Here is a 21988-nt window from a genome sequence, read left to right on the forward strand (position 1 = left end):
GAGAAGGTGGTCAGCCGGGTGTAGACACCCGGGTAACCGGCCTCCGCGCACCCCTCGCCCCAGGAAGTGATCCCTGCCAGGACGCCCCCGATGAGCAGGGGACCGCCGCTGTCGCCCTGGCAGGTGTCAACGCCACCGGACGTGTATCCGGCGCAGACCATGTCGGACTGGACGAAGTCCGAACCGTAGGAGCTCTTGCAGCCGGCGTCGGCCACGACCGGGACGGTCGCGGTCCGCAGCTGGTTGGAGGAGCCGCCGTTCTCCGAGGTGGTGCCCCAGCCCAGGATGCGGGCCGTGGCGCCGGCCGCGTACACCCCGGTGTCCGAGGCGGAGACGTACTTCGCCGGCGTGTACGGCATCGCCGTCGACAGGGTCAGCACCGCCACGTCGTTGCCGTTGGTGGCGTCCGTGTACTTCGGGTTCACCCAGATCTTGCTGACCTTGCCCACCGTGCCGTCGGTGCCGTTCAGATAGGTCCGGCCGCCGACCACCCGGACGCTGCTCGCCGACTCGCCGACCATGCAGTGCGCGGCCGTGACGACCTTGGTGGCGGCCACCAGGGTGCCGCCGCAGAACTGGCTGCCGGAGGCATCCGTGATCTGCATGACGAACGGGTACGCCGTCGTCGTGGTGGTCGTACCGCCGACGATGGGCTGCGGGGCGGCGCTCGCCGTGGGGGAGGCGATGGCCGCGGTCGCCGCGGCGGCGGCACAGGCCACCAGCGTCGCGGCGGTCCGTCTGGCACGTGTGAGGCCGAACATGTGGCTCCTCAGGGGGGTTGCACCGGTGGGGGATCGCACGGGCGTGGGGGGTGTGCACGGGGGCGGGGGTCCCCTGGTCGAGCGAAGTCGAGAGCTCGGGGAGGGACCGACCCCCGTGTGCCCGGGCGAGCGGCACGCCCCTTACGCTAGGACCCGGAACCCTCGGCTCCCAATGAGGGAACCCCCTAGGGGGGGCGGGTGAGGGAAAACCCTCGGTCCGGTTCAGTTAACCGGCCGCGCCGTCACTTCGCGCGGCGAGCCGCCGCCAATCGGACGATGTCCACCCGCGATCGGATCCCCAGTTTGCGGTAGACCCGGGTCAGGGTCGCCTCCACCGTCTTGACGCTGATGAACAGCCGGGCGGCGATCTCCCGGTTGGTGGCACCCTCCATGACCAGCGCCGCGACCTGACGCTCCATCGCGGCCAGCACAGCGAGCGCGTCCAGGGCGTCCGCCGCGGCCGGCACCGGCTCCTGCTCGGGGGCGGTGAGGGCCTCGTCCACCTGGCGCAGCCAGGGCAGTGCCCGGCAGCGGCGGAACATCCGGGTGGCCTCGTCGTACGCCGGTGATCCGGGCCGTCTGCCGCGCAGCCGGGCCAGCGCGAACGCGGCCCGCGCCTCCTCCAGCCCGTAGCCGAGCTTGCCGAGCCGGTCCTGAGCGGACGTCAGCTGGGCCACCGCCGCCTCCAGCTCGCCCTGCGCGGCCCGCACCAGCGCCTCGGACCGGTCGAGCACGGCGAGGACGCTCTCCCGGCCGAGCCGCAGCGCGTGCTCCCGGCTCACGTCGATGACGTCCTGCGCCTCCGCCGGTTCACCGATCCGGACCAGCGCCTCGGCCAGATCGCCCTGCCAGCGGCCGCGCGCCGGGTCGGTGATGCCGAGCCCCAGCTCCAGCCGGCGCACCCGGCGCAGCGAGCGCACCGTGCCCGCCGGGTCCCCGGCCACCAGCTGGGCGTACCCGAGGGCGCCCAGGGCCCGGGAGAGATACATCTGGTCGCCGTCCTCCTCGGCGTGCTGCACCGCCTCCCGGGCGAGTGCCAGGGCCCGGACCACGTCACCGCCGGAGGCCTCCGCGAGCGAGGTCAGCATCGCCGAGGCCGTCTCGCCGATCCCCGAGTCCCGGGCGAGCCGCAGGCTGTCGCGGGCCAGCTCCAGGGCGCGCCCGCAGTGCCCGGCGCGCAGTTCGGTCTCGGCGAGGCCGCGCAGGAAGTGCACCTCGCTCTCCACCGAGCCGCGCCGGCGCACCTCGCGCAGCAGCCCGGTGACCGTCGCTCTCGCCTCCGTCAGCTGGTCGCCCATGACCAGCCAGCGGAACCGGGCGCTGAGCGCCCCGTTGTGATGCCAGGCCACCCGCGGGTCCTGCGGCTCCTTCAGGGCCCGCTTGATGGTGCGGGGCGCCTCCGGATGGCCCATCAGGGTCTCCGTCTGCGCCTGGAAGGCGAGCGAGAGCAGCTCGGTGCGCCGCTCGCCGCCGCGCGCGGCCAGCTCGGCGGCGTGCGCGGCGGCCTGCCGGGCCTCGGTGAAGTCGCCCGACACGATCAGCGCCCGCCAGGCCAGCTGGTAGTGGACCAGGGCCAGCAGCCGGGGATCGTCACCGGCGTCCGCGAGGGCCTGCGGGAAGACGGCGTCCACCTCGGCCATGGTGTGCCCGGCGCTGTCGATCACGATCATCCAGGCCCGCACCCGGTCGGCCGGCACCGCCGTCCGGCTCAGCACCTCCCGGGCGATGTCCCGGGCCAGGTCCAGCTCGCCCGCGGTGATGGCGTCCTCGGCGGCCTGGAGCCGGCGCTCCCCCTGGCCAGGTGTGCCGTCGGCCGGGGTGTGCCGGGCGGCGAGCAGTCCCAGCTGGGCCGCGACCGACGGGGCGCCCCGGTCCCGGGCCAGGGCGGCGGCCTCGGCGAGCCGGGCGGCCACCTCCGGATCGGCGCCGGTGCTCGCCAGGGCCAGATGCCGGGCCCGCTCGATCGGGTCGGAGGCGGCCGTGGACAGCGCCGCGTGCGCGGCGCGCCGCTCGGGGGCGGGCGCCTCGGCGTACAGCGCGGCGGAGATCAGCGGATGCGCGAACCGTACGGCGGGGGCGTCGGACTCGGTGGCCAGCAGCCCGAGTTCGGCGGCCTGGGCGCACTCGGCCTCGGCGTTGGTCCGGCCGGCCGCGTGCAGCAGCGCCGGGGTGGGTCTGGCGCCGGCGCTGGCGACCAGCAGGGTGCGGCGGGCCTCGACGGACAGCATGTCCAGGCGGCTGAGCACCAAGGCGCGCAGGCTGGTCGGCACCGGCAGCGGCTCGCCCGGCCGGGGCGGGGTGGGGCTCTCGGCGAGGGCGCGGCCGAGCTCCAGGGCGAACAGCGGGTTGCCGGCGGAGGTGCGGTGGATCTCGCGGACCGTGGAGCGGGGCAGGCCGCCATGGCCGCGATGGTCGAGCAACTGGGCGACCTGGGCGCGGGTCAGCGCGCCGAGCCGGACCGCGAGGGTGCCCGGCGGGCAGGCGCGCAGATGCCGGTCGTACTCCTGGCTCTCGGTGCCCTCGGTGCGCACCGCGCACAGCAGCTGCACCGGGGTGCCCTCCAGGCGCCGGGCGGCGAAGCCGAGCAGTTCGGCGCTGGCCGGATCCAGCCACTGCAGGTCGTCGGCGACGACGAGGACACTGCCCCGCTCGGCCAGCGCGCGCAGCGCGGAGAGCACGGCGAGGCGCAGCGCGAGCCCGTCGCGCTGGAGGCTGGACTCGCCGCGGCCGGTGAGCGCCGACTCCAGGGCGGTGCGCTGGGCGGCGGGCAGCCGCGGGGAGACCTCGTCGAGGACCAGACCGAGGAGGTCCGCGAGCGCCAGGAAGGGAAGGTGGGATTCCGACTCGGTGGCCGAGCAGCGCAGCACGGTGTGCGCGGCGGCGCCGTATTCCTCGGCCAATGCCCGCAGCACCGTCGATTTCCCTATTCCGGCGGGACCGTGGAGCAGCACACTGCCGCCCGAGGCGAGCTGGTCCCGGGCGCCGGTGAACAGCTCCTCGCGGCCGATGACCAGGTCGGGGCGGCACCTGGCAGGCTCCTGGAAGTCCCGTCGCACGGTCACCGCTCCCCTCGTGTGTCGTGTTCTGGCCAAATTCTAGGCAACGATCCCTGAAATTCAGACGGGCGCCATGGTGAGGGAAATAACAGAAGGACAGGCACGGGAAAAAACAAGGCATGCCCGCTTGAATAGGCAGGTTTCTTGACTGCTGTCGCGGCCGGCCCGGAGCGGCTACGGCAGCAGCCCCGCCCTGCGGGCCGCGGTCACCGCCTCCCCTCGGGTGTGGGCGCCCAGCTTCCGCATCGCCGAACGCAGATAGCCCTTGACCGTCTCCGGCCGCAGACCCAGCCGGTCGGCCACCGCGGCGTTGGTGGCTCCGGCCGCCACCCAGGACAGCACGTCGAGTTCACGCGGCGCCAGACTCGCACCGGCCGTCGGGCGCGGCGCGGTCAGCAGCCCGCACGCGGCCAGCAGTTCCGCCCGCAGCTCCGGGTCCGCGATCCGGGGCGCGAGCGAGCGCAGCGCCGCGTGCGCCTCGCGCACCTGCTCCCAGGCCGCGCCGCGGTCGGCCACGGCCGGCTCCGGCCGCGCCGCCGCCAGCAGTTCCCGCGCCTCGTCCCGCACCACCAGCGTCTGCTCCACGTCCCGGGCGACGGCCACGGCCGCGCCCAGCGTGCGGTCGCCGAGCGGCTGGACCGAGCGCAGCGCGCCGTACAGCACCCCCCGCACCCGGCGCCGCACCACGACCGGCACCGCGAGCACCGAGCGGATGCCCTCCGCCGCCACCTGGACGTCGTACTCGTGGCTGATCTGCCGCGAGACCGAGTAGTCCGTCACCGCGCACGGCCGGGCCAGCGCCACCGCCTTGCCGCCGAGCCCGTTGCCGGAGGTCACCGCGAGCGCGCGCAGCGAGGACGTGCGCGTGCCGCTCAGCTCGCTGATCCGGATCTGCGGCCGGCCGGGCTCCAGCAGTCCGCCGAAGGCGACCGGGAGTCCCGTCGCCCGGCGCAGCCGGGCCAGCGCGCCGCCGATCTCCACTGCCCCCGCCACGTCTGCTGTCATGGTTCGCCCTTTCGGTCGTCCACACCCCCGTTCGGGGGTAGTGAGACCCGCATCACGGATTAGACGATGCCAGAGAGCCGCCCGGCAATGGTCCGGAACAGCAAGGAGCGTGTGATGACGACGGTGACTGAGGTGTTCCGTAACGCCAGGGACTTCCTGCTGGAACACCGCGAGGACTATGCCACCGCCTACGCGGGCTTCACCTGGCCGCGGCCCGCGCACTTCAACTGGGCGCTGGACTGGTTCGACGCGATCGCCGCCGGCAACGACCGGACCGCGCTGCACATCGTCGAGGAGGACGGCGGCGAGACCAAGCTGTCCTTCGCCGAGCTGGCCGAACGCTCGAACCGGGTCGCGAACCACCTGCGCGCCCGGGGTGTCGGCGCCGAGGACCGCGTCCTGGTCATGCTCGGCAACCAGGCCGAGCTGTGGGAGACCGCGCTGGCCGCGATGAAGCTGCGCGCGGTCGTCATCCCGGCCACCCCGCTGCTCGGCCCGGCCGACCTGCGCGACCGCGTCGACCGGGGCCGGGTCAGGCACGTGATCGTACGGGCCGAGGACACCGTCAAGTTCGCCGAGGTGCCCGGCCGCTACACACGGATCAGCGTCGGGGGCCCGGCGCAGGGCTGGGAGGCGTACGAGGACGCGTACACCGCGCCCGCCGCGTTCGTGCCCGACGGCCCGACCCTGGCCGACGACCCGCTGATGCTCTACTTCACCTCCGGTACGACCGCCCGCCCCAAGCTGGTCGAGCACACCCACACGTCGTACCCCATCGGGCATCTGGCGACCATGTACTGGATCGGCCTGAAACCCGGCGACGTCCACCTGAACATCTCCTCGCCCGGCTGGGCCAAGCACGCCTGGTCCAACCTGTTCGCGCCGTGGAACGCCGAGGCGACCGTCTTCATCCACAACTACACGCGCTTCGACGCGGGCCGGCTGATGGCCGAGATGGACCGGCACAAGGTGACCTCCTTCTGCGCTCCGCCGACGGTGTGGCGGATGCTGATCCAGGCCGACCTCGCCCAGCTGCGCACCCCGCCCAGGGAGGTCGTCGCCGCCGGGGAACCGCTGAACCCCGAGGTGATCGAGCAGGTCCGGCGGGCCTGGGGCGTCACCATCCGGGACGGCTTCGGGCAGACCGAGAGCGCCGTACAGGTCTCCAACAGCCCCGGACAGCCGCTCAAGACCGGTTCCATGGGCCGGCCGAGCCCCGGCTACCGCGTCGAACTCCTCGACCCGGTCTCCGGCGCGCCCGGCGCCACCGAGGGCGAGCTCGCCCTCGACCTGTCCGAGCGCCCCGTCGGCCTGATGACCGGTTACCACGGCGACCCGGACCGTACGGCGGAGGCGATGGCGGGCGGCTACTACCGCACCGGCGACATCGCCGCCCGCGACGCGGACGGCTATCTGACCTACGTCGGCCGCGCGGACGACGTCTTCAAGGCCTCCGACTACAAGATCAGCCCGTTCGAGCTGGAGAGCGCGCTGCTGGAGCACGCGGCGGTCGCCGAGGCGGCCGTCGTGCCCGCGCCGGACGAGCTGCGGCTCGCGGTGCCGAAGGCGTACGTCGTCCTCGCCGAGGGCTACGAGCCCGGTCCGGACACCGCGAAGGTCCTCTTCGAGCACTCCCGCCAGGTGCTCGCCCCCTACAAGCGCATCCGCCGGCTGGAGTTCGGCGCCCTGCCCAAGACCGTCTCCGGCAAGATCCGCCGCATCGAGCTGCGCGAGGCGACGGCCCAGGGCTCGGAGCACGAGTACCGCGAGGAGGACTTCCGGTGACCGCATCGCTGTCGTACACGCACGGAACCGGTCCCACCGCCCTGCTCGGCGACACCATCGGCGCCAACCTGGACCGGGCCGTGGCCGCCTGGCCGGACCGTGAGGCGCTGGTCGACGTGCCGTCCGGGAGACGCTGGACGTACGCCGAATTCGGTGCGGCCGTCGAGGAGTTGGCGCAGGCGCTGGCCGCGAGCGGAGTGGTCAAGGGCGACCGGGTGGGCATCTGGGCGGTCAACTGCCCGGAGTGGGTCCTGGTGCAGTACGCCACCGCCCGCATCGGCGCGATCATGGTGAACATCAACCCGGCCTACCGCACCCACGAGGTCGAGTACGTCCTGAAACAGGCGGGGATCTCCCTGCTGTTCGCCTCCCTCAGCCACAAGACCAGCGACTACCGGGCGATGGTGCAGGACGTGCGGGGCCGGTGCCCCGAGCTGCGCGAGGTCGTGTACATCGGCGACCCGAGCTGGGAGGCGCTGCTGAGGCGGGGGACCGGCGACGCCCCGTACCCGGAACTGTCCTGCGACGACCCCATCAACATCCAGTACACCTCGGGGACCACCGGCTTCCCCAAGGGCGCCACCCTGTCCCACCACAACATCCTCAACAACGGCTACTTCGTCGGGGAGCTGGTCTCCTACACGGAGCAGGACCGGATCTGCGTGCCCGTCCCCTTCTACCACTGCTTCGGCATGGTGATGGGCAATCTGGCGGCCACCTCGCACGGCGCCTGCGTGGTCATCCCGGCCCCCTCCTTCGAGCCGGCGGCCACCCTTGAGGCGGTGCAGCGGGAGCGCTGTACGTCCCTGTACGGCGTGCCGACGATGTTCATCGCGGAGCTGAACCTCCCCGACTTCGCCTCCTACGACCTGTCGACCCTGCGCACCGGGATCATGGCGGGCTCGCCCTGCCCGGTGGAGGTGATGAAACGGGTCGTCGCCGAGATGCACATGGCGGAGGTCTCCATCTGCTACGGCATGACCGAGACCTCGCCGGTGTCCCTCCAGACCCGGGTCGACGACGACCTGGAGCACCGCACCGCCACCGTCGGCCGGGTGCTGCCGCACCTGGAGGTCAAGGTCGTCGACCCGGCCACCGGGGTCACCCGGCCCCGGGGCACGGCGGGGGAGCTGTGCACCCGCGGCTACAGCGTGATGCTCGGCTACTGGAACGAGCCCGGGAAGACCGCCGAGGCGGTCGATGCGGGCCGCTGGATGCACACCGGGGACCTGGCGGTGATGCGGGAGGACGGGTACGTCGAGATCGTCGGCCGGATCAAGGACATGATCATCCGGGGCGGGGAGAACATCTACCCGCGCGAGATCGAGGAGTTCCTCTACGCCCACCCCAAGATCAAGGACGTCCAGGTCGTCGGGGTGCCGCACGAGACGTACGGCGAGGAGGTCCTCGCCTGTGTCATCCCGCGCGACCCCGACGCCCCGCCCACCCTGGAGGAGGTGCGGGCCTTCTGCGAGGGCCGGCTCGCGCACTACAAGGTCCCGGCCCGGCTGCGGATCCTGGAGGCCTTCCCGATGACGGTGAGCGGAAAGGTCCGCAAGATCGAACTGCGGGAGGGGTACGCCGACGTTCCTTGACCGCTGCTAGGCAATGGTGCGCTTGCTCGTGGCATGCGCATGCGTGTTGACCGGTCGGGGTGTCCCTGAGAGGTCCAGGACGAACAGGGGGACGCGCAGGCCGTCCGCCCTGCTGCGGGCGTCGTCCGTGTAGCCGGCCAGGGAGAAGTACACGCAGTCCGTGGACTCCGTCATCGCCGTCAGCCACAGGCACTCCACGTCGCGCGGCGCCGCCGGGCGGACGGCCGGGTCCACCTGGGCGAGCAGACCGGGCGCGGCGAGCCCGATGCCCTGCGGCGGCCGCTGGTCGGCCCGGCGTATGTCGCGGTAGCCGAGCCAGCGCAGATAGAGCGCGGCGGCGGTGACGGCGTCCCGGGCGGTGCGGATGGGGCGGGGCCTGAATCGCGGGCGGTCGGTACGGACCTCGGGGCCGGCCGCGGCCGGGGGGACACCGCTGTTCGCCGGAGGTGTCGTCGTCACCGCGATGCGCAGGACCGTGCCGCACGGGCAGCCCAGTTCCGGGCGGGGCCACTGGTTGCCGCGTCCGCAGGCCGCGCAGGGCACGGTGAGCCACTCGTCGTCCCAGGCACGGTGGGCCGTCACGGCCGGTTCGGCGGCCGGGTCCAGCCGTGGGGCGGTGGGGGCGCCGCACGCGCACGGATAGGACGGCGCGCGGTAGACGTGGTCGCGCCGGCAGGCCGGACAGCGCACCGGCAGGCTCTCGGGCATGGGCCCACCCACTCCCACGGTGTCATCTCGGGACCGCCCCATCGTCCTCCTGCCGCACCCCGCCTGTCCGGCACTTGGCCTCTCTTGACGGCACACGCGCACCCCCCTACATTGCTTCCAGATAGTAGAAATTAAATTCCGCATTGCGAAAGTAGTGCGGAGGTCGACTCTGGAGACTGTGCTCACCGCGGGGCGCGACGGGAGTACGCATCCGACAGCCGAAGCAGGAGTACTCGATGGCTCGTATGACCGCTGCCCGCGCGGCAGTTGAGATCCTCAAGCGCGAGGGCGTCACCGACGCCTTCGGTGTGCCGGGCGCGGCGATCAACCCCTTCTACAAGGCGCTCAAGGAGGGTGGCGGCATCAACCACACCCTCGCCCGCCATGTCGAGGGCGCCTCCCACATGGCCGAGGGCTACACCCGTACCGAGCCGGGCAACATCGGCGTCTGCATCGGTACCTCCGGCCCGGCCGGCACCGACATGATCACCGGTCTCTACTCGGCCATCGGTGACTCCATCCCGATCCTGTGCATCACGGGCCAGGCGCCCACCAGCGTGATCCACAAGGAGGACTTCCAGGCCGTCGACATCGCCTCGATCGCGGGGCCGGTCACGAAAATGGCGGTCACCGTCCTGGAGGCCGCGCAGGTCCCCGGCGTCTTCCAGCAGGCCTTCCACCTGATGCGCTCCGGCCGTCCCGGCCCGGTCCTGATCGACCTGCCGATCGACGTCCAGCTGACCGAGATCGAGTTCGACCCGGAGACGTACGAGCCGCTGCCGGTCTACAAGCCGGCCGCGACCCGCGCCCAGATCGAGAAGGCGATCTCGTTCCTGCTGGCCTCCGAGCGCCCGGTCATCGTGGCCGGCGGCGGCGTCATCGGCGCCGACGCGGCCGAGTTGCTGGTGGAGTTCGCCGAGCTGACGCAGACGCCGGTCATCCCGACCCTGATGGGCTGGGGCACGCTGTCCGACGACCACGAGCTGAACGCCGGCATGGTCGGCGTGCAGACCTCGCACCGGTACGGCAACGCCAACTTCCTGGAGTCGGACTTCGTCCTCGGCATCGGCAACCGCTGGGCCAACCGCCACACCGGCTACAAGCTCGACGTCTACCGGGGCGAGCGAAAGTTCGTCCACGTCGACATCGAGCCCACCCAGATCGGCAAGATCTTCCCGCCGGACTACGGGGTGGTCTCCGACGCCAAGGCCGCGCTGGAGCTGTTCATCGAGGTCGCCAAGGAGCTGAAGGCCGAGGGCAGGCTCCCCGACCGCTCCGCGTGGGTGGCCTCCACCCAGGAGCGCAAGGCCATGCTGCTGCGCCGTACGCACTTCGACAACGTGCCGATGAAGCCGCAGCGTGTGTACGAGGAGATGAACAAGGCCTTCGGCCCGGACACCCGCTACGTCACCACCATCGGCCTCTCCCAGATCGCCGGCGCGCAGATGCTGCATGTCTACAAGCCGCGCCACTGGATCAACTGCGGCCAGGCCGGCCCGCTCGGCTGGACCATCCCGGCCGCGATCGGCGTCGCCAAGGCCGACCCGGACTCCCCGGTCGTCGCCCTGTCCGGCGACTACGACTTCCAGTTCCTGATCGAGGAGCTGGCGGTCGCCGCCCAGCACCGGATCCCCTACGTCCACGTGCTGGTGAACAACGCCTACCTGGGCCTGATCCGCCAGGCGCAGATCGGCCTGGACATCAACTTCCAGGTCAACCTGGAGTTCGAGAACATCAACACGCCGGAGATCGGCGTCTACGGCGTGGACCACGTCAAGGTCGCCGAGGGCCTGGGCTGCAAGGCGATCCGGGTCACCGAGCCGGACCAGCTGGGCGCGGCCTTCGAGCAGGCGAAGAAGCTGGCCGCCGAGTACCGGGTGCCGGTCGTCGTCGAGGCGATCCTGGAGCGGATCACGAACATCTCGATGAGCCGCACCATGGACATCAGCGACATCTCCGAGTTCGAGGACCTGGCCACCGAGCCGGGTCACGCGCCGACGTCGATCAAGCCGCTGAAGGTCTGACGGCCGTAGCGCACCAGCCGAGGGCGGCCCGTCCGACAAGGACGGGCCGCCCTTCGGCGTTCCCGGATGCCCCCTCTCCTCTGCCTGTCCTATACCTCGTGTTCCGACAGCCCCGGCCAGTCGTCGGGGCCGCCGCCCTGCCACTCGATCAGGTCGCTCTCCTCCACCTCGATGCGGTCCAGGTCGGCCAGCCGCAGGATCTCCACGACATCGTCCAGATGGGAGGCGATCCCCAGGGTCACATCGCCCTCGGTGACCCTCCGGGAGCCGTCCAGGGCCGGGGAGTGGACCACGATGTGCGGGTACTGCGTCGGATTGCCCATGCCCTCAGCGTGCTGCGGATGCGCCCGGCGCGCACGCCGGGGCGGGCACACACGACAGCGCCCCCCTGGACCGGCTGGTCCAGGGGGGCGCTGCTGCACGATGACAGCCGTCCGACGGCGCGAGGCTGGGCGCGACAGGTCGTTCGCGCCGCCGGACGGGGCTGGTGGGGATCCCGTACGGGGTCCGCAGGGGATCGGGGTGGGACCGCGGCGGATGCGACGGAAAGCGGGGCCTCCTTCCCTCTGGTCGAGAAGGGGACACGCTCCTTCACCACCGCACTGGCTCGCACGCCGCCGCGGTCCTCGCCCTGCCCGCGCGCTCCGCCCGGCGGCCACCCCTCATCCGGGCCGTCGGGCATCCTGCGCGGGCCGCGTGCGGAGCTGCTGACCTCCTGTCAGGCCCCGTACGCCGCTCGGGTGTTGCCGGCCTCTCAGTCCTCGCGCAGGGCGCGGACCGCCTCCTCCACCCGCTTGCCGTACTCCGGGTCGGCGGCGTGGAAGTGGGCCAGGTTCTTCTCGATCACGTCGTCGCGGGTGACCTGCGACAGGCCGCCGGCGATGTTCGCGATCAGGCGGGACTTCTCGTCCTCGGACATCAGCCGGTACAGCTCGCCGGCCTGGTAGAAGTCGTCGTCCTTGGTGTGCGGGGGAGCGGTGTGGGTGCCGGTGTGGCCCGAGACCGCCAGCGGGGCGGACAGCGGGCGGCCGGTCTCCACCGGGCCGTCGTAGGAGTTCGGCTCGTAGTTCTTGGCGTGACGGCCCTGGCCGTTGACCGCCATGAAGCCGTCGCGGCCGTAGTTCTGCGCGGTCGTCGCCTTCGGGGCGTTGACGGCCAGCAGGGTGTGGTTGACGCCCAGGCGGTAGCGGTGCGCGTCCGCGTAGGCGAACAGGCGGCCCTGGAGCATCTTGTCGGGGGAGGGACCGATGCCCGGAACGAAGTTGTTCGGGGAGAACGCGGCCTGCTCGACCTCGGCGAAGACGTTGTCCGGGTTGCGGTCGAGGACCAGGCGGCCCACGCGCTGCAGCGGGTAGTCCTTGTGCGGCCAGACCTTGGTCAGGTCGAACGGGTTGAAGCGGTAGTCGGCCGCCTCGGCCGCCGGCATGATCTGCACGTACAGGGTCCAGGACGGGTGCACCCCGCGCTCGATGGCCTGGAGCAGGTCCGTCTGGTGCGAGTTGGGGTCCTTGCCCGCCAGCTCCGCGGCCTGCTCGCTGCTCAAGGACCGGATGCCCTGGTTGGTCTTGAAGTGGTACTTGACGAAGAAGGCCTCGCCTTCCGCGTTCGTCCACTGGTAGGTGTGCGAGCCGTAGCCGTTCATGTGGCGGTACGACGCCGGGATGCCGCGGTCGCCCATCAGCCAGGTCACCTGGTGCGTGGCCTCGGGGGCGTGCGCCCAGAAGTCCCAGACGTTGTCCGGCTCCTGACGGCCCGTGAACGGGTCGCGCTTCTGCGAGTGGATGAAGTCGGGGAACTTGATCGGGTCCTTGATGAAGAACACCGGGGTGTTGTTGCCGACGAGGTCGTAGTTGCCCTCCGCGGTGTAGAACTTCACCGCGAAGCCGCGCGGGTCGCGCACCGCGTCCGCGCCGCCGAGGGAGTCGGCGACCGTCGAGAAGCGCAGGAACACCTCGGTGCGCTTGCCGATCTCGCTCAGGAAGTCGGCGTGGGTGTAGCCGGTGACGTCGTCCGTCACCTCGAAGTGACCGTAGGCGCCGGAGCCACGGGCGTGCACCACGCGCTCCGGGATGCGCTCGCGGTTGAAGCGCGCGAGCTTCTCCAGGAGGTGCTGGTCCTGGAGCAGGAGCGGGCCGCCGACACCGGCGGAGGCGGAGTTCTGGTTGTCTGCGACCGGGGCGCCGGACTCCGTGGTGAGAGTTCGCGCCGTGAGCACGCGCTTCGACATCAGGGACCTTCCGTACGAGGGGCAGCGGAAAACTGTTTCCGCTTTGTGGAGCCTAAGTTCGGGCCTTCCGGGCGTCAACAGTTTGTTGAAGTCCGGGGCCGGGGGATGTGTTCCGGGCCGCGGCGGCGCCTGGGCGCGACAGGACAGGTGTCGGCGCCGCCGCGGCCCGGAAGTCTCGGGGTGGGTCAGACCTGGGCGCCGGACAGGCGCTCCACGGCCCGCAGCAGGGCCGAGTGGTCCAGGCCGCCGTCGCCCTGGGCGCGCAGCGAGGCGACCAGCTGGGCGACCACGGCGCCGACCGGCAGGGCCGCGCCGACGTTGCGGGCGGCGTCGGTGACGATGCCCATGTCCTTGTGGTGCAGGTCGATGCGGAAGCCCGGCTTGAAGTCGCGGTTCAGGAAGTTGTCCTTCTTCCGCGTCAGCACGGTCGAGCCGGCCAGGCCGCCGTTGAGAACGTCCAACGCGGCCGCGAGGTCCACGCCCGACTTCTCCAGGAAGACCACGGCCTCGGCGCACGCCTGGATGTTCACGGCGACGATCAGCTGGTTGGCTGCCTTCACGGTCTGGCCGGAGCCGTGCGGGCCGCACAGCACGATGGTCTTGCCGAGCGCCTCGAAGAGGGGCTTCGCGATGTCGAAGTCGGCCTGCTCACCGCCGACCATGATCGACAGCACGGCCTCGATGGCACCGGCCTCGCCGCCGGACACCGGGGCGTCGAGCACCCGGATGCCCTTGTCCTTCGCGGCCTTCGCCAGGTCCACGGAGGTCTGCGGGGTGATCGAGGACATGTCGATCAGCAGGGCGCCCTGCCGCGCGTTCTCCAGGATGCCGTCGGGGCCGTAGGAGATGGCCTCGACCTGCGGGGACGCGGGCACCATCGTGATGATCACGTCGGCGTCCCGCACGGCCTCGGCGATCGAGGAGGCGGCCGTGCCGCCGGCGGCGGCCAGGCGGTCCAGCTTGTCCTGCTCCAGGGTGAAGCCGGTGACCTGGTAACCCGCCTTGATCAGGTTCTCGGACATGGGGGAGCCCATGATGCCGAGGCCGATCCAGGCGATCTTGGGAAGGGCGTTGCTCATGATGGGGGTACCTCTCTCAACTGCTGTGCAAAGTCAGGGTGTTCAGCGGGCGGCGCGGGCCTCGGCCGGCAGCCAGTCGAAGGCCTCGGCGCTCGGGCGGTCACCCGGCTTGTACTCCAGGCCCACCCAGCCGTCGTACCCCGCCTTCCTCAGCCGGCCGAGCAGCTCCTCCAGCGGGAGCGAGCCGGTGCCGGGGGCGCCGCGGCCGGGGTTGTCGGCGATCTGGACGTGGCCGGTCTTCGCGGCGTAACTCTCGATGACCGACGGCAGGTCCTCGCCGTTCATGGACAGGTGGTACAGGTCCATCAGGAACTTCGCGTTCCCGAGGCCCGTCGCCTCGTTGACCTTGTCCACCACCGCGACGGCGGCGGGCGCGCTCACCAGGGGGTAGAGCGGGGACTCGGGCTGGTTCAGCGCCTCGATCAGCAGGATCGCGCCGATCCGGTCGGCCGCGCGGGCCGCGAGGACCAGGTTCTCCAGGGCGAGCGCGTCCTGCTCGGCCGGGTCCACGCCCTCGACGCGGTTGCCGTAGAGGGCGTTGAGCGCCGTGCAGCCGAGGGAGGCGGCGAAGTCCGCCGCCACGTCGATGTTGGCGCGGAACCTCTCCGACTCCTCGCCGGGGACGGACAGGGCGCCGCGGTCCGGGCCCGGCAGCTGTCCGGCGTAGAAATTCAGCCCCGTGAGCTGGACGCCCGCGTCCTCGATCGCCTTCTTCAGGGCGTCGAGCTCGCCCTGCTCGGGGGTGGGGGAGTCGACCCAGGGCCACCACAGCTCGACCGCCGTGAAGCCCGCCGCGGCGGCGGCCGCGGGACGCTCCAGGAGCGGGAGTTCCGTGAAGAGGATCGACAGGTTGACGTTGAAGCGCTGGTCTGCGGCTGTGCTCCATCCAGAACCTGGCATCGGGGCCGCGCTCCCTTCCGTGTCGAGATTCCGTATTGCGGAAGTTTGTTTCTGCGTAATGGAAGATTGCCTGTGGCCGGGGACGACTGTCAAGGGCGGGCACGAAAAAGTGACCCCGCGGGCCGCGCCCCTGGCACCCCTGAGTGCCCCCGTGGAGCCGTGTGCCGTCGGGGTGGGATGCGGTCGGGGAGCGAGTACGGCGTCACGCGCGCGGTCCGCCTCGTCGGCGGCCCGCACCGCCGCTGCCACGGTCCCGTGATCGGGGGACGGGTGGCAGACCGGATCGGTGCGGGCGGCGTCGCCGGTCAGCAGGAACGCCTGGCAGCGGCACCCACCGAAGTCGGCCTCGCGGCGCTCGCGGCTACGGCAGGGTTCCGGCATCCGGTCCGTTCCGCGAAAGTGCTGGAACAGGGGTGACCGCTCCCGGGTCCGTGACATCGACATCGGCCTGGACAAGCTCCGCGCCGTCCTGGCCTGCGCCGACCGGGCGCCGGAAGACACCTGCGAGGCTGTCCTGGACGCGCTGCTCCCGGCCCGCCCGAAGGGCGACGTGGCCCTGCTGGTCGCCCGCCCGCACGCCCTGGGGCCGGAGCGGGTCGCCGAGTGGGAGTGGCCGCGCGACCCGGCGATCGTCTCCGGCTGCCGCGCGGCGGTCACCGAGCAGCCGGCCGCCCGGGGCCTGGACGGACTGGCCGCCTGGGGTCTGGACGAACTGGCCTTCACCACCGAACTGATCGCCGGCGGGCTGGTCACCGACGCCATCCGGCACGTGAGCGGTCCGGTCCGACTGCGCCTGCCTTGCGACCGGGCGCCGATCCGCGAGGTCTCCGACGGAAGCAGCACGTCGCCCAGGCTGCGCCGCGCACGGAGCACGGACGAGGGCGGGCGTGGACTCCTTCTCGTCGCCCAGCTCAACCGAGCGCTGGGGAACCCGCTGCACCATGGACGGCGAGGTCATCTGGACCGAACAGCCCCTGCCGTGACCGAGGCGATGGCTTCCGGTCCCGCGGGCAGCAGGAGCCCCGCGTCGGTTAGAGTCGCTGCTGGGCGGTGCCCCGCAATGGTCCGTCCAGACAAAAGCGCAGGTCAGGACGGCTTTGGGGGCAGTATGCGATTGCGAGTGGAGTTCACGACCGAACCCTTCGATCTCGACGAGGCGCCCGCGCACGCGCTGGTGGCCCGACAGGTCATCGAGACGGCGGAACTCGACGCGGTGGACGTCGGCCCGTTCGGCAACACCGCCGAAGGGGGCGCCGACAGCGTGCTCACCGCCGTGGACGCGCTGCTGCGCAAGACCCTGGAGGCCGGCGCCACCCGGGTGTCGCTGCAGGTCAACGTGATCGAGGAGAGCGACAGGTGACCGGCGCCGGGGACGAGCCCTTCATCACGGCCGTGAAGCCGCTGGTCGACGCCATGGGCGGGGAGCTGATCCCGCCCGACGCGGCCGGCCCCGAGGACGTCGTGCTCGCCTGGCAGGGCGCCGACGTCGTCGCCGTACGCCTGCCCCAGCTCGCCGATTCCCTCGACCACATCCTCGCCGCCATGGAGCGCCGGCAGGGCAAGCCGCTGGCCGACCTGGACCGCAAGGCCAAGCAGGAGGTCGTACGGATTCTGGAGGCGCGGGGCGCGTTCGCCGTGCGGCACGGTGTGGAGACCGTGGCGAGCGCACTGGGCGTCAGCCGCTTCACCGTCTACAACTACCTCAACCGGGACAAGGGGGCATAGCGGCCCGAGGGGGGCGCGGGGCTGTATGGATATGCGGCTCCGCCGCGTGGGCGCGACCGGCCACGACGGCGCGGCAGGTGCATGACGGTGGTCGACAGCCCCTGGCGGTCGCCCGGCCACCCGGGAAGCGTCCTCACTTGTTACGCCGATTTTTCAACAAAGTGTTGACGTGGCGTTTCCGGGGGCGTTCACTATCGGCAGCCCGCTCAAGCACGAAGGCCGTTTCCGGCCACGGAGGCTCCCGTGACGACTTCCACGCCCCTGGGCCTGGCCCGGTTCAATGAACTGGAGGAACGCGACGCCCTCGCCGCCCTCCACGAGGCGTGTGCCTCCACCGAGTGGGGCCGGCGGATCGCCGCCGCCCGCCCGTACGCCACCACCGACGACCTCTACGCCGCCAGCGACGCCGCCATGGCCGAGCTGACCACGGCCGACCTGGAAGAGGCGATGGCGGGGCACCCGCCGATCGGGCGCCCCAAGCCCGGTGACCCGACCTCCGCGCGGGAGCAGGCCGGCATGTCCGGCGCCGCGGCGGAACTCAAGGCCGAGATGCTCGACCTCAACCTGGCCTACCAGGAGAAGTTCGGCCATGTGTTCCTCATCTGCGCGACCGGCCGGACCGGCGAGCAGATGCGTGACGCCGTGAAGGAGCGGATCGGGAACGCGCCGGAGCAGGAACGGGAGATCGTCCGCGCCGAGCTGGGCAAGATCAACCGTATCCGCCTGGCCCGACTCGTCGAAGAGGACGCCTGACACCATGAGCACCAGCACCACCGCCTCCGTGTCCACGCACATCCTGGACACCTCCGTGGGCCGCCCCGCCGAGGGCGTCGCCGTCCAGCTCTCCGCCCGCTCCGGGCGCGATGCGGACTGGCGGACGCTCGGTGGCTCCGCGACCGACGCCGACGGCCGGTGCAAAGACCTGCCGGCACTGCCGGAGGGGACCACACATGTACGGCTCGACTTCGCGGTGGAGCCGTACTTCGAGAAGAAGCAAGCCGATGCGCAGCAGGACGCCCCCGCGAATCGGGACAGCGGACGCGGCGTGTTCTTCCCGGAGGTGGCGATCACGTTCGCCGTCGTACCGGGCGAGCACTACCACGTGCCGCTGCTGCTCAACCCGTTCGGCTACTCCGTTTACCGAGGGAGCTAGCAGACACCATGCCCACGATTCTTGGACAGAACCAGTACGGCAAAGCCGAGAACCGAGTCGTCAAGATCACGCGGGACGGCGCCACTCACCACATCAAGGACCTCAACGTCTCCGTCGCGCTGAGCGGTGACATGGAGGAGGTCCACTACTCCGGCTCCAACGCCAACGTCCTGCCGACCGACACCACCAAGAACACGGTGTTCGCGTTCGCCAAGGAACACGGCATCGAGTCCGCCGAGCAGTTCGGCATCCACCTCGCCCGCCACTTCGTCACCTCGCAGCCGGCGATCCACCGCGCCCGGATCCGGATCGAGGAGTACGCCTGGGAGCGGATCGAGACCTCCGACGCCAACTCCAAGTTCATCGGCGCGGACGAGGTCAAGCACTCGTTCGTCCGCAAGGGCCAGGAGATCCGCGTCACCCAGGTCACCTACGACGGCTCGTCGTGGGAGGTCGTCTCCGGTCTGAAGGACCTGGTCGTGATGAACTCGACGAACTCCGAGTTCTGGGGGTACGTCAAGGACAAGTACACGACCCTGCAGGAGGCGTACGACCGCATCCTCGCCACCCAGGTCTCCGCCCGCTGGCGGTTCAACTGGACCGACGACGAGCAGAAGATGCCGAACTGGGAGAAGTCCTACGAGCAGGTCAAGAAGCACATGCTCCAGGCCTTCGCCGAGACCTACTCCCTCTCCCTGCAGCAGACGCTGTACCAGATGGGTGCGCGCATCATCAACAACCGCAGCGAGATCGACGAGGTCCGCTTCTCGCTGCCGAACAAGCATCACTTCCTGGTCGACCTGGAGCCGTTCGGGCTCAAGAACGACAACGAGGTCTACTTCGCCGCCGACCGGCCCTACGGCCTGATCGAGGCGACGATCCTCCGGGACGGCTGCGAGCCGAAGATCCCGGTCGACATGACCAACCTCTGACGCGGGACGCGCGCCCCCGACCCCGCCACCCGGCGCGGGGGCGCGCCACACCGGAGGGAACGAAATGGCACTGCCTGCGAAGGGGCCCGACACAGCCCCGTGTTCCACCCCGCCGGTGCACTCCGAGAACGCCGTCGCGTCCGACGCCGTCACATCCGTGCACCCGGTGGACGAAAAGCTCCACCCCTCGCGGCTCGTCCCCGCCGCGCTCCAGCACATCGCGGCGATGTACGCGGGCGTTGTCACTCCTCCGCTCATCATCGGCCAGGCCTGCGGACTCGACATCGCGGCCCGCACCCGGCTGATCGCCGCGAGCCTGATCGTCGCGGGCGTCGCGACCATCCTGCAGACCCTCGGCGTCAAAGGCTTCGTCGGCAACCGGCTGCCCTTCGTCAACGCCGCCTCCTCCGCCGGCATCGCCCCCATCCTGGCGATCGCCGAGACCAACGCCAAGGGCCACCAACTCCCCGCCATCTACGGTGCGGTGATGGTCGCCGGGGCCTTCTGCCTGGCCGTCGGCCCGTTCTTCGGCCGGCTGCTGCGCTTCTTCCCGCCCCTGGTCACCGGCGTGGTCATCACGCTGATCGGGGTCACGCTGATGCCGGTCCCGGTGAGCTGGGCGCAGGGCGGCGACAAGACGGCCGCCGACTTCGGCTCCCTGCGGCACCTCGCCCTGGCCGGGTTCACCCTCGCCGTCATCCTGCTGATCCAGCGCTTCGGCCGCGGCTTCGTCCGGCAGATCGCCCTGCTGTCCGGCCTGCTCATCGGCACCCTGGCCGCGATCCCGTCCGGCATGGCCGACTTCAGCGCCCTGAAGTCCGCGCCCGTCGCCGCGCTGCCCACGCCTTTCGCCTTCGGCCCGCCGGAGTTCCAGCCCGCGGCCGTCCTGTCGCTGTGCATCGTGATGCTGGTCCTGATGACCGAGTCCAGCGCCGGCATGCTGGCCCTCGGCGAGATCTGTGAGCGCCGTACCGACGCCAGGACCATCACCCGGGGCCTGCGCACCGACGGCATCGCCACCCTGCTCGGCCCGGTCTTCGGCGGCTTCCCCACCTCGGCCTTCGCGCAGAACGTGGGCGTGGTCTCGCTGACCCGGGTGCGCAGCCGCTACGTCGTGGCCGTCGCCGGCGGCGCCCTGCTGGTCCTCGGCGCCTTCCCGGTGCTCGGCGCGGTCGTCTCCCTGGTCCCCATGCCGGTCCTCGGCGGCGCGGGCATCGTCCTGTTCGGCTCGATCGCGGTCAGCGGCATCCGTACGCTGTCGGAGGCGGGACTTGACGACAGCTCCAACATCATCCTGGTCGCCGTGGCGCTCGGCGCGGGCATCATCCCGCTGGCCGCACCGACGTTCTACGCCGACTTCCCGGCGTGGGCGCAGACCGTGCTCGGCTCCGGCATCAGCGCGGGCGCGCTCGTCGCGGTCCTGCTCAACCTGTTCTTCCATCATCTCGGCACCCGGAGCGGCGGAGCCTCTCCGGCACTCAAATCCTCCTAGGGTCCTGCCGTGCCCTCCCCGCGGACACTCCCTCCCCGTCCCGGGGCCGCCACCGAAAGACAAGGAAGCACGATGGCACCATCGGCAGACCAGCGCATCGTCATCGAGAACTGCGCGATCGCGACCGTGGACGCGGGCGACACCGAGTACGCCTCCGGGTACCTGGTCCTCACCGGCAACCGCATCGAGGCGGTCGGCGCGGGCCGGGCCCCCGAAGGCCTTCAGAACGTGGTGCGCCGGATCGACGCGAGCGGCCATCTGGCCACGCCCGGTCTGGTCAACACCCACCACCACTTCTACCAGTGGATCACCCGGGGCCTGGCCACCGACCACAACCTGTTCAACTGGCTCGTCGCGCTCTACCCCATCTGGGCGCGCATCGACGAGCGGATGACGTACGCGGCCGCGCAGGGCTCCCTCGCCATGATGGCCCGCGGCGGTGTCACCACCGCCATGGACCACCACTACGTCTTCCCGCAGGGCTCCGGCGACCTGTCCGGGTCGATCATCCGGGCCGCCGCCGAGATGGGCGTCCGCTTCACGCTGGCCCGGGGCTCGATGGACCGCAGCGAGAAGGACGGCGGCCTGCCGCCGGACTTCGCCGTCGAGACGCTGGAAGGCGCCCTCGCCGCGACCGAGGAGACCGTCAATCAGCACCACGACGCCTCCTTCGACGCCATGACCCAGGTGGCCGTGGCGCCCTGCTCGCCGTTCTCGGTGTCGACCGAACTCCTGCGTCAGGGAGCCGAGTTGGCCCGCCGCCTCGGCGTACGGCTGCACACCCACGGTTCGGAGACCGTGGAGGAGGAGAAGTTCTGCCACGAGCTGTTCGGCATGGGCCCGACCGACTACTTCGAGTCCACCGGCTGGCTCGGCGAGGACGTGTGGATGGCGCACTGCGTCCACATGAACGACTCCGACATCGCCGCCTTCGCCCGTACGAAGACCGGCGTCGCCCACTGCCCGTCCTCCAACGCCCGCCTCGCGGCCGGTATCGCGCGGGTCCCGGACATGCTGGCGGCCGGCGTCCCGGTCGGCCTCGGCGTCGACGGCACCGCCTCCAACGAGTCCGGCGAGCTGCACACCGAGCTGCGCAACGCCCTGCTGATCAACCGCCTCGGCGCCCACCGCGAGGCCGCCCTGGGCGCCCGTCAGGCACTCCGGCTCGGCACCTACGGCGGCGCCCAGGTGCTCGGCCGCGCCGACCAGATCGGCTCGCTGGAGCCGGGCAAGCTGGCCGACGTCGTGCTGTGGAAGATGGACACCCTCGCCCACGCCTCCATCGCCGACCCGGTGACCGCGCTGGTCTTCGGCGCGGCGGCCCCGGTCACCGCGTCCTTCGTCAACGGTGAGCAGATCGTGACGGACGGCCGCCTGGTCACCGTCGACGAGGACGCCATCGCCCGCTCCACCCGCGAGGAGGCCCAGCGCCTCGCCCGGATCGCCGCCCAGGCCTGATCCACCGCGGACGAAATACCGCAGCATTCCGGGTGGTCGCCCCGTTCGTACGGGTGACCTGCCGGAGAGGCCCGGCCGTCGCCTCGTA

At 71.4% G+C, this 21988-nt stretch carries 18 protein-coding genes and 1 pseudogene; 11 read left to right on the forward strand and 8 right to left on the reverse strand.

The genetic code is table 11. The annotated features are described in order from the left end of the window. From LE548_RS06725 to LE548_RS06735, 3 genes are all read right to left on the reverse strand, one after another. Positions 1 to 761 (reverse strand): trypsin-like serine protease (locus LE548_RS06725; RefSeq protein ID WP_225095720.1); only part of this gene is annotated, 761 nt, incomplete at its 3' end. Positions 762 to 1003: 242 nt separating this feature from the next. Further along, positions 1004 to 3823, reverse strand: coding sequence for an AAA family ATPase (locus LE548_RS06730; protein WP_225095721.1), 2820 nt, complete (start codon positions 3821 to 3823; stop codon positions 1004 to 1006). Positions 3824 to 3991: 168 nt separating this feature from the next. Further along, a complete protein-coding gene (locus LE548_RS06735) occupies positions 3992 to 4822 on the reverse strand; it encodes a helix-turn-helix transcriptional regulator (protein WP_225095722.1) in 831 nt (276 codons plus the stop codon). Positions 4823 to 4936: 114 nt separating this feature from the next. Between LE548_RS06735 and LE548_RS06740 the strand changes: the two genes are divergently transcribed. Next, complete coding sequence (locus tag LE548_RS06740; RefSeq protein WP_225095723.1) at positions 4937 to 6607, forward strand: AMP-binding protein; 1671 nt, start codon at positions 4937 to 4939, stop codon at positions 6605 to 6607. After that, a complete protein-coding gene (locus tag LE548_RS06745) occupies positions 6604 to 8202 on the forward strand; it encodes an AMP-binding protein (RefSeq protein ID WP_225095724.1) in 1599 nt (532 codons plus the stop codon). The genes LE548_RS06740 and LE548_RS06745 overlap by 4 nt, the downstream gene beginning before the upstream one ends. 6 nt (positions 8203 to 8208) lie before the next feature. Here LE548_RS06745 and LE548_RS06750 read toward each other — a convergent pair whose 3' ends face one another. After that, positions 8209 to 8910, reverse strand: coding sequence for a hypothetical protein (locus tag LE548_RS06750; protein ID WP_225095725.1), 702 nt, complete (start codon positions 8908 to 8910; stop codon positions 8209 to 8211). A gap of 236 nt (positions 8911 to 9146) precedes the next feature. Between LE548_RS06750 and gcl the strand changes: the two genes are divergently transcribed. Next, on the forward strand, positions 9147 to 10934 hold the full coding sequence (gene gcl, locus LE548_RS06755) for a glyoxylate carboligase (protein WP_225095726.1): 1788 nt from the start codon (positions 9147 to 9149) through the stop codon (positions 10932 to 10934). Positions 10935 to 11023: 89 nt separating this feature from the next. Here gcl and LE548_RS06760 read toward each other — a convergent pair whose 3' ends face one another. The 4 genes from LE548_RS06760 to LE548_RS06775 all read right to left on the reverse strand — a co-directional run bounded on the left by LE548_RS06760 (position 11024) and on the right by LE548_RS06775 (position 15140). After that, positions 11024 to 11257, reverse strand: a complete 234-nt coding sequence (locus LE548_RS06760) for a hypothetical protein (protein WP_158926183.1) — start codon at positions 11255 to 11257, stop codon at positions 11024 to 11026. Between the two features lie 431 nt (positions 11258 to 11688). Next, a complete protein-coding gene (locus tag LE548_RS06765) occupies positions 11689 to 13161 on the reverse strand; it encodes a catalase (protein WP_225095727.1) in 1473 nt (490 codons plus the stop codon). A 185-nt stretch (positions 13162 to 13346) separates the two neighbouring features. Next, positions 13347 to 14240: a 2-hydroxy-3-oxopropionate reductase gene (locus tag LE548_RS06770; protein ID WP_225095728.1), complete on the reverse strand. Its 894-nt coding sequence runs from the start codon at positions 14238 to 14240 to the stop codon at positions 13347 to 13349. 42 nt (positions 14241 to 14282) lie between these two features. Beyond that, complete coding sequence (locus LE548_RS06775) at positions 14283 to 15140, reverse strand: TIM barrel protein (protein WP_225095729.1); 858 nt, start codon at positions 15138 to 15140, stop codon at positions 14283 to 14285. Positions 15141 to 15564: 424 nt separating this feature from the next. Between LE548_RS06775 and LE548_RS06780 the strand changes: the two are divergent. The 8 genes and pseudogenes from LE548_RS06780 to LE548_RS06815 form a co-directional block, all read left to right on the forward strand. Next, a pseudogene (locus tag LE548_RS06780) lies at positions 15565 to 16123 on the forward strand (ATP-binding protein); the annotation flags it as partial. Positions 16124 to 16260: 137 nt separating this feature from the next. Then, positions 16261 to 16500, forward strand: a complete 240-nt coding sequence (locus LE548_RS06785) for a thiamine-binding protein (RefSeq protein WP_225095730.1) — start codon at positions 16261 to 16263, stop codon at positions 16498 to 16500. Next, positions 16497 to 16865 carry a helix-turn-helix domain-containing protein gene (locus LE548_RS06790; RefSeq protein WP_225095731.1) on the forward strand — a complete coding sequence of 123 codons (369 nt, stop codon included), beginning with the start codon at positions 16497 to 16499 and terminating at the stop codon, positions 16863 to 16865. The genes LE548_RS06785 and LE548_RS06790 overlap by 4 nt, the downstream gene beginning before the upstream one ends. Positions 16866 to 17108: 243 nt before the next feature. Then, complete coding sequence (gene uraD, locus LE548_RS06795) at positions 17109 to 17618, forward strand: 2-oxo-4-hydroxy-4-carboxy-5-ureidoimidazoline decarboxylase (RefSeq protein WP_225095732.1); 510 nt, start codon at positions 17109 to 17111, stop codon at positions 17616 to 17618. A 4-nt stretch (positions 17619 to 17622) separates the two neighbouring features. Next, positions 17623 to 18018 (forward strand): hydroxyisourate hydrolase, encoded by a 396-nt coding sequence (uraH, locus tag LE548_RS06800; RefSeq protein WP_225095733.1) that lies wholly within the window; start codon positions 17623 to 17625, stop codon positions 18016 to 18018. An 8-nt stretch (positions 18019 to 18026) separates the two neighbouring features. Further along, the gene (pucL, locus tag LE548_RS06805) at positions 18027 to 18950 is read left to right on the forward strand and encodes a factor-independent urate hydroxylase (protein WP_225095734.1); all 924 of its coding nucleotides are present in this window, start codon (positions 18027 to 18029) and stop codon (positions 18948 to 18950) included. Between the two features lie 64 nt (positions 18951 to 19014). Next, on the forward strand, positions 19015 to 20442 hold the full coding sequence (locus LE548_RS06810; protein ID WP_225095735.1) for a nucleobase:cation symporter-2 family protein: 1428 nt from the start codon (positions 19015 to 19017) through the stop codon (positions 20440 to 20442). Between the two features lie 72 nt (positions 20443 to 20514). Next, entirely contained in the window at positions 20515 to 21900 is a 1386-nt protein-coding gene (locus LE548_RS06815) for an 8-oxoguanine deaminase (protein ID WP_225095736.1), read from the forward strand. The last annotated feature ends 88 nt before the right edge of the window (positions 21901 to 21988 follow it).

Source organism: Streptomyces sp. CoH27 (assembly GCF_020181035.1).
In the GTDB taxonomy this organism is placed as follows: Bacteria; Actinomycetota; Actinomycetes; order Streptomycetales; family Streptomycetaceae; genus Streptomyces; species Streptomyces camelliae.